This is a genomic window from Actinomycetospora atypica (assembly GCF_042653685.1).
GTDB classification, from domain to species: domain Bacteria; phylum Actinomycetota; class Actinomycetes; order Mycobacteriales; family Pseudonocardiaceae; genus Actinomycetospora; species Actinomycetospora atypica.
The window spans coordinates 13808-27820 of the sequence record NZ_JBHSIV010000052.1; the positions used below are offsets into that span (position 1 = coordinate 13808).

Here is a 14013-nt window from a genome sequence, read left to right on the forward strand (position 1 = left end):
TCTCCCGGGTGTCAGCGATGGCCCGTCGCTGACACTGGATGTCCGCGAAGTGCCATCGCTGACACGAGGCTGGTCGACTCAGGCGACGATCAGGGACAGCCCGTAGAGCACGATCGCCGCCGCCCCGGCCAGGCAGACCACCCCGGCCGCCGTTCCCGCGGCGGGCGACAGGGCGGGCTCGGGCCCGTCGGGCCGCGGCGCCCGGGCGGCCAGCCCGACGATGCCGAACGACACCAGGGCGGTCACGACGATCGCGGCCGCGAACGACACGATCGCCACCATCCCCAGGGACCCCCACGCGATCGTCATGCCTGCGCCACCTCTCGGGTCTCGTCCGGCGCGACCGGCGCCGGGACGTCGTTGACGTTGTCCGCCGTGACCGGCGAGCGGCGCGAGGCGGCGTAGATGCCGGCCGCGACCGCGACGGCGACGACCGCCACGAGGACGGTGCCGACCGTGCCCTGCGAGGCCGCGAACGCGGCGACCGCACCCACGACGGCCGCGGCGGGCAGCGTGACGATCCAGGCGACCGCCATCTGCCCGGCGACTCCCCACTGGACGCCCGCGATCCGGCGGCCCGCACCGGCCCCGAAGATGGCGCCCGTGGCGACCTGCGTCGTCGAGAGGGCGAAGCCCAGGTGCGACGAGGCGAGGATGACCGCGGTCGTCGAGGTCTCGGCGGCGAAGCCCTGCGGGGTCTGGATGTCCGAGACCCGCTTGCCGAGCGTGCGGATGATGCGCCAGCCGCCGAGGTAGGTGCCCAGGGCGATGGCGAGGCCGGCGGAGAGGATCACCCAGAGCGGCGGGCCGGAGTTCGGGGCGAGCAGGCCGGAGGCGATGAGGGTCAGCGTGATGACGCCCATCGTCTTCTGCGCGTCGCTCGTGCCGTGGGCCAGCGCGACCAGCGACGCCGACACGACCTGGCCGCCCTTGAAGCCCTTCTTCACGGTCGCGTCGTCCGCCCGCTGCGTGCTGCGGTAGGCGATGACGGTCCCGACGAGCGCGATCACGCCGGCGAGCAGGGGGGAGATGACCGCAGGCAGGATGATCTTCGAGAGCAGTGCCCCGAAGTTGACGGCGCTCGCTCCCGCGGCGACGACGACGGCGCCGATCAGCCCGCCGAACAGCGCGTGCGAGGAACTCGAGGGCAGGCCGAGGAGCCAGGTCAGCAGGTTCCACAGGATCGCGCCGACGAGCCCGGCGAAGATGATGTACGGGTTGATCCTCGTCTCGTCCACGAGACCGCTGGAGATCGTCCTCGCGACCTCCACCGAGAGGAACGCGCCGACGAGGTTGAGGACGCCGGCGATCAGCACCGCGACCTTGGGCTTCAGTGCCCCGGTCGCGATCGAGGTCGCCATGGCGTTCGCGGTGTCGTGGAAGCCGTTCGTGAAGTCGAACGCCAGCGCCGTCACGATGACGACGACGACGATCAGTGAGAGCTCCATGCTCGGGGGTTCCCTCCGGGCCAGGTCCGTGCAGACACGAACGACCCTAGGAAGGGAGGACGGCGCGTTCCCTCACACGTGGGGGAACGGCCGGTGAACAGCAGCCGGTCGGGCCGTGGACGTCGCCCGAATGGTGCCGGTTCGTCCCCTATCGCCCGGTTCCGTTGCCGGCCGAGCGGCCGGGAGCGGCCGGCTGGTGGCCGGAGCCCGACGACGGCGCGACCTTCTCCTTCGCGACGCTGACGGCGGCCTGCACGGCCTCGCCCGCCTTCGCCTGCGCCACCCCGGCGGCCGCCTGCACCTGGGGGTTGTCGGCCACCCTGCGGTAGGCCCGCGAGAGCTGCTCGTAGCGCTCCCGGCCCGCCTTGGCGCCCAGGACGTACCCGACGCCCACACCCAGCACGAACGGCAGCAGCTTCATGATCCGGTCCTCCCGACGACGGCGTGGACCCATCCTGCCGTACGGGCCCCGGGAGGCGTCCGGTACGGTCTACGACCAGAGCCCGACGCCCTCGGGCCGGCGGTCCTCCGTAGCTCAATTGGCAGAGCATGCGACTGTTAATCGCAGGGTTACTGGTTCGAGTCCAGTCGGAGGAGCCCTCTTTCCGGGCCCCAGGCCTTCACGACGATCTCGTGGTCACCATCCGGGTCCAGTCCTGATCCCGCGCCGCATCAAGGTCCCGGCGGGTCGGGCAGGGCCGAACGGCCGCACAGTCCGCCGAGTGGAACCCGTTCCCCCGTCGAGGTTGTAGCGTCGAGTCATCGTCGAACGGTGGTCCTCGACCCCGACTCCGTCTCACGGTCCTCCTCAGCGACCCGTACGGAGCAGTGGGCCCCATGACAGACATCGACACGCTCGTGACCGCCCTGCGGGCCGCCGCCCACGGGCTCGTCCGGCACAGCATCCGCGACATGGAGACGGTGCTGACCCAGATCGTCGCCGCGGCCGCGGAGACCGTGCCCGGCGCCGACGGCGGGGGCATCTCCCGCAGTGAGAGCGGCGCCGTCCAGGCGTCCCACGCCACGAGCGTGGCGATCCGCGAGCTCGACCAGTTGCAGGTCGAGCTCAACGAGGGCCCGTGCGCGACGGCGGGGGAGACCCCGCCGGAGAGCGGGATCGTCGTGGCCGTCGATCTCGAGGGCCCGGACGACGTCGGTCGCTGGCCGACCTTCGCGCCCGCCGCGGCGCGGGCCGGCTACCGGTCGGTGATGTCGGCGCACCTGTCGCCGCCCGCGGGCCGGGAGGCCCACGCGGCGCTCAACCTCTACGCCCGCGAGCCCGGGGTGTTCAGCGACCAGGCCCGGACCATGGCCGGTCTGTTCGCCACCCAGGCGTCCCTGCTGCTCTACGGGGCCGACCAGGCCGCCCACCTCCAGCGCGCGGTGAGCTCGCGCGACCTCATCGGCCAGGCCAAGGGCATCCTCATGGAGCGCTTCTCCGTCGGCGCCGACCAGGCGTTCGAGATGCTGATCTCCGCGTCGCAGGAGACGAACGTGAAGCTCGTGACCGTGGCGACCTGGCTGACGACCGCCGAGGTCCCGGCCGGGACCCGGCGGGGACCGACCCCCGAACTGCACGTGGTGAGGCCCGTGGAGGAGCTCGACAGCTCCCGGCGCGCCTGATCGCCGCGAGGACCCCCACATGGTGATCCGCAGGACCGTCGACCCCCCGACGGCCGACGACGACGGGTCGGGCCGTCCCGACGACCGGGCGACCCTCGCCCGCGTCGCCGCGGGGGACCTCCGCGCGCTGGGCGTGCTCTACGACCGGTTCGCGGAGCCCGTCCACTCCCTCGCCCTCCACGTGGTGGGGGACCCGGCCGTCGCCGAGGGCGTGACCCGCGAGGTGTTCCTCGCCGTCCGCCGGGACGCCGCACGCTTCGACCCGGCCCGCGGCTCGGTGGCGACGTGGCTGCTGACGACGGCCCGCCACCGCGCGGTGGAGGCCCGACGGCGGGCGCCGGGCACGGTGCGGCACACCGACGGGACGCTGCCGGACCGGGCCGGCCTGAGCGCGGAGCAGCAGGCGGTGGTGGGCCTGGCCTACTTCGAGGGGTTCACCCAGGTCGAGATCGCGAGGATCCGGGACTGCCCGGCGGACGCGGTCCTCGCCGACGTGGCCGAGGCGCTGACGCTGCTCCGCCCCGAGGCCGACGACCGCAAGCCGTGACCGAGCCCGTCAGACGCGAGCCTCGATAGCCGGACCGGTGGTGACGTCCCGGCGGACCGTCCCGCCCTCGCCGAGGGCGACGTGGACGGCGACGGGGCGGTGCCCCGGCGACGCCGCCAGGAGCAGGTGCGCCCCGGCGTGCTCCGCGGCGAGCCGGAAGCGGCCGTCGTCGTCGGCGACGGCGCGGTCGGTCTGGGCCCCGCCGTCGGTCATCAGGGTGAGCACGGTGAGGCCCAGGGGAGCCCCGGCGTCGTCGCGCACGGTGCCCTCGACGCCGGACGTGCTGACGGACGTCGGGGCGTCGGCCGTCGTCGGGACCGGCCGGGGGGCGTGCGGCCGCCCCCGGCGGACGATGGCCCCGGCGACGATCGCGCCGACGAGGAAGAGCCCGGAGGCGGCGAGGAACGTGCTGCCGTAGCTCGAGATCGTGGCCTCGGTGGTCCGGCCGGGGTTCGCGGCCAGGTAGGAGGCCGCGGCGGTGCCCGCGACGCTCGAGAGCAGCGCGGTGCCGACGGAGCCGCCGACCTGCTGCATCGTGTTGACCGTGGCCGACGCGACGCCGGCGTCCTGCGGGTCGACGCCGAGCGTGGCGGTGTTGATCGAGGTCGACATCGCGGTGCCCAGGCCGAGACCCATGAGGATCAGCGGCCCGACGACGCCGTTCGCGTAGGTGGTCCCTGGGTCGATCCGCGAGAGCCAGAACAGCGCCCCGGCTCCGAGGAGCATCCCGGCGAAGATCAGCGGCTTCGGGCCGACGCGGGGCAGCAGGGTGGCCGGGATCGTGGTCGAGGTGGCCACGATCGAGGCGACCATCGGCAGGAAGGCCACGCCGGTGAGCACGGGGGAGAACCCGAGCTGCTCCTGCAGGTAGTAGGTCAGGAACAGCGACACCGCGAACATGCCCGAGGCGAGCACCAGGATCGCGAGGTAGGCGCCGCCGCGGTTGCGGTCGAGCACCACGCGCAGCGGCAGCAGGGGCGCCGCGACCGTGCGCTGGAGCACGACGAACGTGATCAGCAGGGCGACGCCGCCGCCGAGGAACCCGAGCACCGGGCCGGAGGACCAGCCGTCGGTCTCGGCGGTGGCGAACCCGTAGACGATGGCGAAGAGGCCGGCCGAGCCGGCGAGGGTGCCGAGGACGTCGAGTCGCGGGCGCTCGCGGCGCGGGAAGGCGGGCATGACGACCGCGGCGCCGATCAGGGCGGCCACGGCGAACACGGCGTTGACGTACATGCACCAGCGCCAGTCGACGTACTCGGTGAGCACCCCGCCGAGCAGCAGGCCGAGCGCGGCGCCGGAGCCGGCGATGGCGCTGAAGACGCCGAAGGCCCGGGCGCGGTCCCGGCCGCCGGGGAACGTCGTCGTGAGCAGCGACAGCGCGGCGGGGGCGAGCAGCGCCCCGAAGGCGCCCTGGGCGGCCCGCGAGATCACCAGCATCTCGAAGTTCACCGCGGCGCCGCCGACCATCGAGGCGACGGCGAAGCCGACCAGCCCGACCATGAACGCGCGCTTGCGCCCGAACAGGTCGGACATGCGCCCGCCGAGCAGCAGGAGGCTCCCGAAGGCGAGCGCGTAGGCCGTGACGACCCACTGGCGGTCCGCGTCGGCGAAGCCGAGGTCGGCCTGCGCCGAGGGCAGCGAGATGTTCACGATGGTGTTGTCGAGGACCACCATGAGCTGCGCGATCGCGATGACGGCGAGGATCGACCACCGTCGCCGGGAGGCGAGGTCCGGGGCGGGTGGGGCGGACGTCATGGCTGACCGTGTCTCTGCTGGCTGGGCGGCCGACCACGACGGGCCGGCCTCGTTCGCTCGTTGCCGTGGGCAACGTGGGCCGGGCCGCGATCGAGTCCGCGTCCGCGAGTGACCATGGGCACCGCGCCGGGAGGTGTGAGGATCGGCCACGTGCCGCTCGCCCTGTTCGCCGCGATCCACGTCCGCGACCGCGCCGCCGCGATCACCTGGTACTCCCGCCTGCTCGGGGCCGACCCGGTCTTCCTCCCGAACGACGTCGAGGCCGTGTGGGAGCTCGCCGAGCACCGGTACCTCTACGTCGAGGAGGGCACGGAGCACGTCGGCCACTCGCGGCTGACGGCGTTCCTCGACGACCTCGACGGGTTCCTGACGACCACCCGCGGGCGCGGCCTGGAGCCCGACCTCGTCGAGACCTATGACAACGGGGTGCGGAAGGCGATTTTCCGCGACCCCGACGGCAACGAGATCGGCTTCGGGGGAGCACCCCTCACGGGCTGACGAGCCCGTCCCACGACCACCGGGGAATCGCGAGGCCCTCCGGGACGCCGTCGTCGGCCAGCACCCGCTCGTGCCAGGCGAGGGCGAGGCGGCGCATCCCCTCGAGGCCGCCGGCCGCGTCGAGGACGGTCGTCATGCCGGGCGATGGTCCTCCGGTGGGCGCCGGAAGACCAGGTCTGCCGGGCCTCGTCAGGAACGCTCGAGGATCTCCTTGAGCGTCGCGAGGGTCGTCGGGATGCTCGTGCGGGCGTCCTCGATCCGCAGGGTGATCCCCTCCTCGCCGAAGGTCTCGCGCACCCAGGCCTGGCCGGACGGGCGGAACTCCCAGCGCTGCGTCAGGCGCGTGCCGCCCTCCTCGTGCTCCATCTCGTAGCCCCACCGGACGAAGCCGTCGCGGACCTCCCAGGCGAACTCGCGGCCGGGGTCGGCGACGACGACCTCGCTGCGCGTCGTCCACTCCCGACCCGGGCGGGAGTTGTGGCCGGTGAAGTGGGCCCCCAGGCGCGGCCCGTCGCCCGGATCCCACTCACAGGAGCGGGTGAACACGCTCCACTCGCCGGTCCGGGTCACGTCGGAGACGAGGGCGTAGACCTGCTGCGGGGAGGCGTCGATCCACGTGGAGTCGGCGTGGGCGTAGGGGTCGGTCTCTGCGGGGGCCACGCGGACATCCTGGCGCGTGGGCGCGGGATCAGGAACGGATGCCGAGCGTCGTGATGCGGCGGCCGACGGGCAGGTCGGTGATCAGGTAGAAGGCCGAGAAGGCGGCGATCTCCGAGTCGTCGCCGCGGCGGCGCACGAAGTCGGCCGCGAACCAGGTGCTGGTGCGGTTCAGCGCGACGGCCTGCGCCCCGGACATCTCGGTGCGGTCGAACCCCGCGTCGCGCATCGCCGCCATCTGTCCGCGGGCCACCGCGAGGACCTCGTCGGCGGTGCCGAACCACGACGAGTCGGCGTCGCCGGTGATGAGCAGCGGCACGGAGTAGTACTCCAGCAGCGCCTCGGCGTCGTCGCGGTCGCCGCGGCAGAGCGCGACGAACGCGGCGACGTAGCGGTCGAACCAGCCGGCGACGTCCATGGCCCCATTCTCGGGTGCGTCGTGATCATCGGAGCGGGCAGAGTGGTGCCGTGCAGACGATCGACCTCGTCCCCGACCTCATCCGCGGCGCCCTCGACCTCGAACGCACCGCCGAGGGCCTCCTCCCGCACCGCCTGCCCGCGTGGGCGCGCGAGCAGTACCCCGACCCGCAGATCCTCATGGCGGAGTCGCAGCCCAGCGGTGTGCGCCTGGCGTTCCGCACCGCGGCCACCGTGGTCGAGCTCGACACCCACCGCACCGTCGTCGCCTACCGCGGCGCCCCGGCCCGGCCCGAGGGTGTCTACGACCTGGTGGTCGACGGCGACCTGACCGCCTCGGCGAGCACCGGCGGCGGCACCGTGGTCACGGTCGACATGCTCTCCGGCGCCGCCGAGACGGCCCCGGGCCCGGCCGGGACGGTCCGCTTCGCCCTGCCGGGCGGCGAGCGGGACGTGGAGATCTGGCTGCCGACCCACGAGACGACGCGCCTCGTGGCCCTGCGCGCGGACGCGCCGGTGCGGGCCTCGTCGGGAACGGGGCGGGTGTGGGTGCACCACGGCAGCTCCATCAGCCACGGCTCCGGCGCCGCCGGCCCGACGAGGACCTGGCCCGCGCTGGCGGCCCGGGCGGCGGGCGTGGAGCTGGTCAACCTCGGCTTCGGCGGCAGCGCCCTGCTCGACCCCTTCACCGCGCGGGCGATCCGCGACACCCCGGCCGACGTCATCAGCCTCAAGCTCGGCATCAACGTGGTGAACGCGGACCTCATGCGGCGGAGAGCGTTCGTCCCCGCGGTGCACGGCTTCCTCGACACGATCCGCGAGGGGCACCCGACGACGCCGCTGCTGGTGGTCTCGGCGGTGCTCTGCCCGATCCACGAGGACACGCCCGGGCCCGGCATGCCGGTGTTCGAGAACGGCGCGGTGCGCTTCACCGCGACCGGCGACCCGGCGGAGGTCCCAACCGGGCGGCTCACGCTGCGGGTGGTCCGCGAGGCGCTCGAGCAGATCGTGGCGCAGCGCCGCGCCACCGACCCGCACCTGTCCTACCTCGACGGGCGCGAGCTCTACGGCGAGGCCGACGTCGAGGAGCTCCCGCTGCCCGACGCCCTGCACCCCGACGCCGCGACCCACCGGCGGATGGGGGAGCGGTTCGCCGCGCTCGCGTTCGAGGGTCCCTTCCGGACCTCCTGACGGGAAGTACGCCGACCAGCTCGGCGGGCAGTCCGTCACGCTGTGGCGGTCGACCTTCTCGCCGGCCCTCACGGCCGTCGTCGGGAAGGTGGTCGCGTGGCAGGCCGGGCCGGGAGGCCTCGAGTACCGCTCGGTGCCATGATCGGCTCATGGTGTCGGCGCAGGTGACCACGCAGCTGCTGAGCGAGCACGACCTCGACGCCCCGATCGACGACCGGTGGTTCGCCGACTACGTGGTCGGGAGCAGCTACGAGTACGGGTGGCTCGCGCTGGAGCCCGACGAGATCGTCGAGTTCGCGACGCGGTACGACCCGCAGCGCATCCACACCGACCCCGACTGGGCGGCGACCGGCCCCTTCGGCGGACTGATCGCGAGCGGCTGGCAGACGGCCGGGCTCATGATGCGGCTCTACTGCGACCACTACATCTCGGCCGTCGCGAGCCTCGCCTCGCCCGGGGTCGACGAGCTGCGCTGGCCCGCCCCGCTGCGCCCGGGGGAGCGGGTGCGGCTGCGGGTGGCGGTCGTGGAGTCGCGGGTGTCGCGCTCCAAGCCCGACCGCGGCATCGTCCGGACCGACATCGCCCTGATCACCGAGGACGACCGCACGGTGCTCACCGGCCTCGCGATGAACATGGTCGCGGTGCGGCCGGTCAGCTCCTGAGCACGGCGTCGACGACGTCGGCGTAGAGCTCGGCGGTGCCCGCGGCGGTGAGCGCGTCGCGCACGGCGCCGGGGGACACCACGAGCCGCGGTGGGCGGCCGTCCTCCCCGCGCTCGCGCAGCAGGTGGGTCAGCGCCTCGGCCGTCAGCGAGGCGGTCTCCCGCAGGTCGACCACCATCGTCATCGCGAGCATGCGGCACCCGAACCGGCGCCGGGCGTCGTCGGGAACCGTCGCCCGCACGTGCGAGGCCCGGCGCAGCTGGCGGCAGAACTCGTCGTGGTCGTCCGGGCCGACCTCGCCGGCGACGGTCACGACGAGCACCGGGCGCGGCGGTCCATAGAGGGCCCGGACGGCGAAGGTCGCGGTCACGACGTGGGCACGGGGCAGCGGGTGTCGGCGAGGACGGCCGCGGGGGCGAGCGCCGGGTCGCCCCACGGGAGGTGTCGCTCGGCCCTGCCGTCGGACATCGCGACCTCCGCGGGCGATCCGGGACCGCGCGTACCGGTCACTCGATCAACGGTATCCCGCACCGAGGCCCTGCAAAACGGGGCGTTCGGTCTATTTTGCGAGGGTCTCGAGGGGGCCATCCGGCCGCCTGCTCGGTGTGGTCATCGCGGTGGATCTCGCCGTCGTGACTGCTCTGCGGTCACGATCGGGTCACGACGACGCGGGGTGGCCACCGCTCGCCGCGGTGATGCGACCGCTGCGCCGAAGCACCCGAAGTCACATCCGTGTACTTTCAGTAACGTCCGGCGCGTGAACGAGGAGCACCGGACCAGCGAGCAGGCCCGGTCGGCCGCGCGCTCGGTGCTCGCCAACCGGGAGTGCCTCGACGCACTCGACGACCACCACCGCGCCCGGGCCGTCGGTCTCGCCGAGCGCCTGGTCCACGGCCACCTCGACGCCCCGGCGATCCTCGGCACGGTCCGGGAGCTGCGGGCGCTGCTCGACCCGACGTCGGGGCTCGCGGCGCGGGCCGTGGCGTCGTGGCTCGACGACCTCGTCGCGGTCCGCGCGTAGTCCTCGGTCCGTAGACTGCCGACCATGGTGGAACGCCTCGCGGTGCGGTTCGGCACGACGCCCATGCGGCTGCTCGTCGTCGGGTGGATCGTGAGTGCGGTGCTGCTGCTCGTCGGCCTCGCGCTGGTGCTGACCGGCGCCTCGACGGCCGCCGGGTTCGTCGTGTTCATCCTCGGCGTCGTGCTGTCGATGTTCGTGGCCGTGAACCTGCTGCGCCTCCGGGCGGGCGAGCACGCCCGCAAGAAGCCCCTCACGTAGCACTCCACCGGGTGAACCCATGTGGTGATCGAGGGTTCTCGCTGGACGTAGTGGTGTTCCGTGCCTCACTGTTCTCACACCGACGAACGGTTGGTGTCGGTGTTCGGGGAACGCCGACTGTCTGGGTCGGGCGACGGTCGCTGGGGAGCGGACCGCCGCAGGCGCAGACTCCTCCGGGGTCGGTGGTGGTCGCTGGGGAGCGGACCACCACCGGCCCCGGTCCTCGTTAGGAGCCGGCCGTGACGCGGTAGAGCCGCTGGGCCCCGCGGATGCCCTTGAACCGCCGGGGTGCGGCCACCCGCCACCGGAAGTCCGCCGTCGCCGCCTCCTCGCCGAGGTGCGCCACGACCGCGTCGCGCACCGGCGCCGTGACCACCACCTGGCCGGGCCGGGCGGTCGTCGTGACCCGGGAGGCGAGATTCACCGGTGAGCCGTACCAGTCGCCCGCGTGCGGGACGCCGATGCCGTTCGCGACGCCGACCCGCACGTCGGGGCGCCCGTCGTCCGCGTCCGACCAGCGCCGGGCCAGCTCGACCGCCGCCCGGACCAGCGACGTGGTGTCCGAGGACACGAGCATCACGGCGTCGCCGATCGTCTTCGCGAGGCGCACCGGCCGGACGGCGACGTCGGTGGCGCACGCCGAGAGCTGCTCGGCCACCTCGGACAGCTCGACGGCCGAGACGTTCTCCCCGAGGTCGGTGAACCCGACGAGGTCGGCGAAGCAGACCGACACCTCCTGCGCCCCCTGCAGCCGGCCCGCGGAGGAGCCCTCGACGGCGACGGCGTGCGAGCGGATCCGGTCGGCGAGCGCCACCGACACGAGGTGGGTGAGGTGGAGCATGTCGTCCTCGACGATGCGGCGGGCCTCGATCGCGTAGCGCAGCGCCATCTCCGGGTCGGGTTCGCCGGCCGCGAGCAGCGCGTCGCCGAGCAGGCCGCCGAGCGCGTCGGCCATGTTGAGCACCCCGCGCCCGATCGCCCGGACCACGGGCATCATCTCGTCGTCGGTGAAGCCGAGCCCCCGGTAGCGCTCGATCCGCTCGGCGATCTCCGCGTCCTCGTCGGTGTAGATCTCCTCGGCGGGGTCGGCCGAGACGGGCCGCCCGAGCGCGCGGAACCACTTCGAGACGACCTCCGGGTCCTGCCCGGTGTGCTCGCAGATGGCCGACATCGACCAGCCGTCCTCGGGGGAGAGGGTCCGCTCGATCAGCAGCAGGCCGAGCCGGTCGCGCTCGATCGCCTCCCGCATCGCGTCGATGCCCACCCCGTCGCCCGCGAGCGCGGAGAGCACCTCGACCCGGATGCGCCGCTGCTCGCCGGAGAGGCCCTCGAGCAGCCCCGCCCGGTCGTAGTCGGTCTCCGCCATGGCCGACCGCAGACGTCGGGGGATCGGCAGCGACGTGAGGTGGCGCGGAGGCACGGGGCCATCATGACGAATCCGCGGCCCCGTGGCTCGGTCGGTCCGGGCTAGCCTGATCACCCGATGGACGACGATGCGCAGACCGACCCGCCCGGCGCGGGCGCTCCCCGGCTGCTGGCCACCAGCGACCTGCACGTCAACCGCACCGAGAACTCCGACGTCGTGCGCGACCTGCACCCGACCCATCCGGGCGACTGGCTGATCGTCGCGGGCGACGTCGGCGACCGGGTCGACAGCGTCCGCTGGGCCCTGTCGGTGCTCGCCGAGCGGTTCGAGCGGGTGATCTGGGTGCCCGGCAACCACGAACTGTGGACCCCGCCCGCCGACGAGGTGCAGCTCGTCGGGCCGGCCCGCTACGACCACCTCGTCGAGGTGTGCCGCTCGCTCGGCGTGCTCACGCCGGAGGACGAGTGGCCGGTGTTCGCCGGGACGCTGCTCTGCCCGATGTTCCTGCTCTACGACTACTCGTGGCGCACCCGCCCCGACATGGCCGGGATGACGACCGCCGCGGCGCTGGAGACGGCCCGGGAGGCCGGGGTGGTGGCCACCGACGAGTTCCTCATGTCCTCCGACCCCCACCCCGACCCGCCCTCGTGGTGCGCGGAGCGCCTGGCCGTCACCCGGGAGCGGCTGGCCGCGCGGCCGCCCGGGATGCCGACGGTGCTGATCAACCACTGGCCGATGACGGCCCTGCCGATGCAGGTGCTGCGCCATCCCGAGTTCTCGCTGTGGTGCGGCACGGCCGAGACGGCGCGCTGGCACGTCGAGCACGACGCCGTCGCCGTGGTCTACGGGCACCTGCACCTGCCGCGGACCACCTGGGAGGACGGGGTCCGCTTCGAGGAGGTGTCGGTCGGCTACCCGCGCGAGTGGCAGCGCCACGACCTCGTGCGCGGGCCGCTGCGCCAGATCCTGCCCGCGCCGGAGCCGCAGGAGCACGACCCGTTCACCGCGTGGGCCCTCGCCCACGGAGCCCGGTGGTGAACCCCCTCGCGTCCGTGCTGCCCGCCGCCGTGAGCACGGCGGTCCGGTGCGACGACGACGGCGTCGGTGCGCTGCATCCGAACGAGGAGGCCGCGGTCGCGAAGGCCGTCGCGTCGCGGCGGGCGGAGTTCACCACGGCGCGGGCCTGCGCCCGGGAGGCGCTCGCCGCCCTGGGAGCGCCGGCCGGGGCGGTGCCGGTGGGGGAGAAGCGCTCGCCGGTGTGGCCGGACGGGGTGGTCGGGTCGATCACGCACACCCCGGGCTTCCGCGGTGCGGCCGTGGCGTGGGCGTCGGCGGTGCGGTCGCTGGGCATCGACGCGGAGGCCCACGACGTGCTGCCCTCCGGGGTCCTCGAGGCGGTGTCGTCGGAGGCCGAGCGGGCGGTGCTCGCGGGGTTGGCGGCCGACCACCCCGACGTGCACTGGGACCGGCTGCTCTTCTCCGCCAAGGAGTCGGTCTACAAGACGTGGTTCCCGCTGACCGGGCGGTGGCTCGGCTTCGAGGAGGCGGCGCTGACGCCCGCGGCCGACGGCACGTTCACCGCCGAGCTGCTGGTGCCCGGGCCGGTGGTCGACGGCGTGGAGGTGTCGTCGTTCGCCGGGCGGTGGACGGTCGCGGGCGGCCACGTGATCACGGCCATCGCCCTCGCCGCTCAGCCGGTCTCGGGGTAGGACCGGGGCTCCTCCGGGGCGTGCACACCCGCGGGCTGTGCGGGGGAGGGGACCGCCTCCGGCGGCGGGTAGGACGGGTTCAACGTGACCGTCCGCGCCGCCCCGATGCCGCGGTAGCGGGCGGGGGTGCAGGTGAGCACGACGACCTGGTGGCTGGTGCCGGCCGTCGCGGCCCCGAACACGGCCGCGAGGCGCTCGAGGCGGGCCGGGTCGGAGTGCCCGAGGGCGTCGTCGATGAGCACCGGGACCCCGTCCTCGGCGTCGACGAGGGCCGCGACCGCCAGGCGGGCGCACAGCCCGAGCTGTTCCTTCGCGCCGGTGGAGAGCGCGTCGAAGGCCACCGTGACCCCGGCGAGGGTGCGGGACACGATCCGCAGCGCGGGGTCGACCTCGAGGGTCAGCGACGGGCCGAACACGATCCGCGCGAGCCGCTCCACCTCGCGGCGGAACGGGGCGACGTAGGCCCGGCGCACCTCGTCGCGGCGCCGCGCCAGCGTGGTGTGCAGCCGGACCGCCGCGGCGGCCCGGCGGGTGACGGCCGCGTGCTCCCGCTCGGCCGCGGCGAGCTCGGTGCGGGCGAGGACCAGCCGGTCGTGGCGGCCCTCCCCGCCGGCCACCTGGAGCCGGCCGGTCACCTCCGCGCGGCGGCGCTCGACGTCGGCGGCGCGGTGGCTCAGCGCCTCGACCGCCCGCTTCGCGGTGGCGTAGAGCGCCTCGACCGTGCTCGGGTCGTCCGCGGCGAGCACCGCGGCGCGCTGCTCGTGGTCGGCCTCGCTGCGCCGGGCGCGGGCGAGCGCGTCGGTGGCGGCCGTGGCGAGCGCGTCGTCGGGCTGCTCGGCGCGGGCGTCGCGGAGCTCGGCG

The 14013-nt window shown here is 74.2% G+C and carries 19 protein-coding genes and 1 tRNA gene; 10 read left to right on the forward strand and 10 right to left on the reverse strand.

Annotation, left to right across the window (positions count from 1 at the left end; genetic code table 11):
• Positions 1-78: 78 nt before the first annotated feature.
• From ACFPBZ_RS27325 to ACFPBZ_RS27335, 3 genes are all read right to left on the reverse strand, one after another.
• Positions 79-309: a hypothetical protein gene (locus tag ACFPBZ_RS27325; RefSeq protein WP_378039275.1), complete on the reverse strand. Its 231-nt coding sequence runs from the start codon at positions 307-309 to the stop codon at positions 79-81.
• Positions 306-1448, reverse strand: coding sequence for an inorganic phosphate transporter (locus ACFPBZ_RS27330; protein WP_378039276.1), 1143 nt, complete (start codon positions 1446-1448; stop codon positions 306-308). Before ACFPBZ_RS27330 ends, ACFPBZ_RS27325 begins: the two co-directional genes overlap by 4 nt.
• 148 nt (positions 1449-1596) lie before the next feature.
• Positions 1597-1869 (reverse strand): hypothetical protein, encoded by a 273-nt coding sequence (locus tag ACFPBZ_RS27335; protein WP_378039277.1) that lies wholly within the window; start codon positions 1867-1869, stop codon positions 1597-1599.
• A 103-nt stretch (positions 1870-1972) separates the two neighbouring features.
• Between ACFPBZ_RS27335 and ACFPBZ_RS27340 the strand changes: the two genes are divergently transcribed.
• From ACFPBZ_RS27340 to ACFPBZ_RS27350, 3 genes are all read left to right on the forward strand, one after another.
• A tRNA-Asn gene (locus ACFPBZ_RS27340) sits at positions 1973-2045 on the forward strand.
• A gap of 240 nt (positions 2046-2285) precedes the next feature.
• Complete coding sequence (locus tag ACFPBZ_RS27345; protein WP_378039278.1) at positions 2286-3071, forward strand: GAF and ANTAR domain-containing protein; 786 nt, start codon at positions 2286-2288, stop codon at positions 3069-3071.
• A 19-nt stretch (positions 3072-3090) separates the two neighbouring features.
• A complete protein-coding gene (locus tag ACFPBZ_RS27350) occupies positions 3091-3618 on the forward strand; it encodes a sigma factor (protein ID WP_378039279.1) in 528 nt (175 codons plus the stop codon).
• Between the two features lie 9 nt (positions 3619-3627).
• On the opposite strand, the gene ACFPBZ_RS27355 is transcribed toward ACFPBZ_RS27350, so the two are convergent.
• A complete protein-coding gene (locus ACFPBZ_RS27355; protein ID WP_378039280.1) occupies positions 3628-5373 on the reverse strand; it encodes an MFS transporter in 1746 nt (581 codons plus the stop codon).
• Between the two features lie 150 nt (positions 5374-5523).
• On the opposite strand from ACFPBZ_RS27355, the gene ACFPBZ_RS27360 reads away from it, so the two are divergent.
• Positions 5524-5871 carry a VOC family protein gene (locus ACFPBZ_RS27360; RefSeq protein WP_378039281.1) on the forward strand — a complete coding sequence of 116 codons (348 nt, stop codon included), beginning with the start codon at positions 5524-5526 and terminating at the stop codon, positions 5869-5871.
• Here the strand turns inward: ACFPBZ_RS27360 and ACFPBZ_RS27365 are convergent.
• Genes ACFPBZ_RS27365 through ACFPBZ_RS27375 form a run of 3 tightly spaced genes read right to left on the reverse strand, consistent with a single transcriptional unit; the run spans position 5861 to position 6946 of the window.
• Positions 5861-6007, reverse strand: a complete 147-nt coding sequence (locus ACFPBZ_RS27365) for a globin family protein (RefSeq protein WP_378039282.1) — start codon at positions 6005-6007, stop codon at positions 5861-5863. The two genes, ACFPBZ_RS27360 and ACFPBZ_RS27365, sit on opposite strands and share 11 nt — an antisense overlap.
• Positions 6008-6060: 53 nt before the next feature.
• A complete protein-coding gene (locus ACFPBZ_RS27370) occupies positions 6061-6531 on the reverse strand; it encodes an SRPBCC family protein (protein WP_378039283.1) in 471 nt (156 codons plus the stop codon).
• A 28-nt stretch (positions 6532-6559) separates the two neighbouring features.
• The gene (locus tag ACFPBZ_RS27375) at positions 6560-6946 is read right to left on the reverse strand and encodes a DUF6841 family protein (protein WP_378039284.1); all 387 of its coding nucleotides are present in this window, start codon (positions 6944-6946) and stop codon (positions 6560-6562) included.
• Positions 6947-6996: 50 nt separating this feature from the next.
• Here ACFPBZ_RS27375 and ACFPBZ_RS27380 point away from each other — a divergent pair, with 50 nt between their 5' ends.
• Together ACFPBZ_RS27380 and ACFPBZ_RS27385 are read left to right on the forward strand one after the other, a co-directional pair.
• Positions 6997-8136 carry an SGNH/GDSL hydrolase family protein gene (locus ACFPBZ_RS27380; protein WP_378039285.1) on the forward strand — a complete coding sequence of 380 codons (1140 nt, stop codon included), beginning with the start codon at positions 6997-6999 and terminating at the stop codon, positions 8134-8136.
• Positions 8137-8285: 149 nt separating this feature from the next.
• Positions 8286-8798, forward strand: coding sequence for a MaoC family dehydratase (locus ACFPBZ_RS27385; RefSeq protein WP_378039286.1), 513 nt, complete (start codon positions 8286-8288; stop codon positions 8796-8798).
• Here ACFPBZ_RS27385 and ACFPBZ_RS27390 read toward each other — a convergent pair.
• A complete protein-coding gene (locus tag ACFPBZ_RS27390) occupies positions 8788-9168 on the reverse strand; it encodes a hypothetical protein (RefSeq protein WP_378039287.1) in 381 nt (126 codons plus the stop codon). The two genes, ACFPBZ_RS27385 and ACFPBZ_RS27390, sit on opposite strands and share 11 nt — an antisense overlap.
• Positions 9169-9555: 387 nt before the next feature.
• On the opposite strand from ACFPBZ_RS27390, the gene ACFPBZ_RS27395 reads away from it, so the two are divergent.
• Positions 9556-9819, forward strand: coding sequence for a hypothetical protein (locus ACFPBZ_RS27395; RefSeq protein ID WP_378039288.1), 264 nt, complete (start codon positions 9556-9558; stop codon positions 9817-9819).
• Between the two features lie 24 nt (positions 9820-9843).
• Positions 9844-10077 carry a hypothetical protein gene (locus ACFPBZ_RS27400; protein ID WP_378039289.1) on the forward strand — a complete coding sequence of 78 codons (234 nt, stop codon included), beginning with the start codon at positions 9844-9846 and terminating at the stop codon, positions 10075-10077.
• Positions 10078-10303: 226 nt separating this feature from the next.
• On the opposite strand, the gene ACFPBZ_RS27405 is transcribed toward ACFPBZ_RS27400, so the two are convergent.
• On the reverse strand, positions 10304-11497 hold the full coding sequence (locus ACFPBZ_RS27405; RefSeq protein ID WP_378039290.1) for an adenylate/guanylate cyclase domain-containing protein: 1194 nt from the start codon (positions 11495-11497) through the stop codon (positions 10304-10306).
• A 63-nt stretch (positions 11498-11560) separates the two neighbouring features.
• On the opposite strand from ACFPBZ_RS27405, the gene ACFPBZ_RS27410 reads away from it, so the two are divergent.
• The gene (locus ACFPBZ_RS27410) at positions 11561-12481 is read left to right on the forward strand and encodes a metallophosphoesterase family protein (protein WP_378039291.1); all 921 of its coding nucleotides are present in this window, start codon (positions 11561-11563) and stop codon (positions 12479-12481) included.
• Positions 12478-13152: a 4'-phosphopantetheinyl transferase family protein gene (locus ACFPBZ_RS27415; RefSeq protein WP_378039292.1), complete on the forward strand. Its 675-nt coding sequence runs from the start codon at positions 12478-12480 to the stop codon at positions 13150-13152. Before ACFPBZ_RS27410 ends, ACFPBZ_RS27415 begins: the two co-directional genes overlap by 4 nt.
• Here ACFPBZ_RS27415 and ACFPBZ_RS27420 read toward each other — a convergent pair.
• On the reverse strand, positions 13134-14013 hold an 880-nt coding region (locus tag ACFPBZ_RS27420; protein ID WP_378039293.1), incomplete at its 5' end, for an ATP-binding protein. The genes ACFPBZ_RS27415 and ACFPBZ_RS27420 overlap by 19 nt on opposite strands.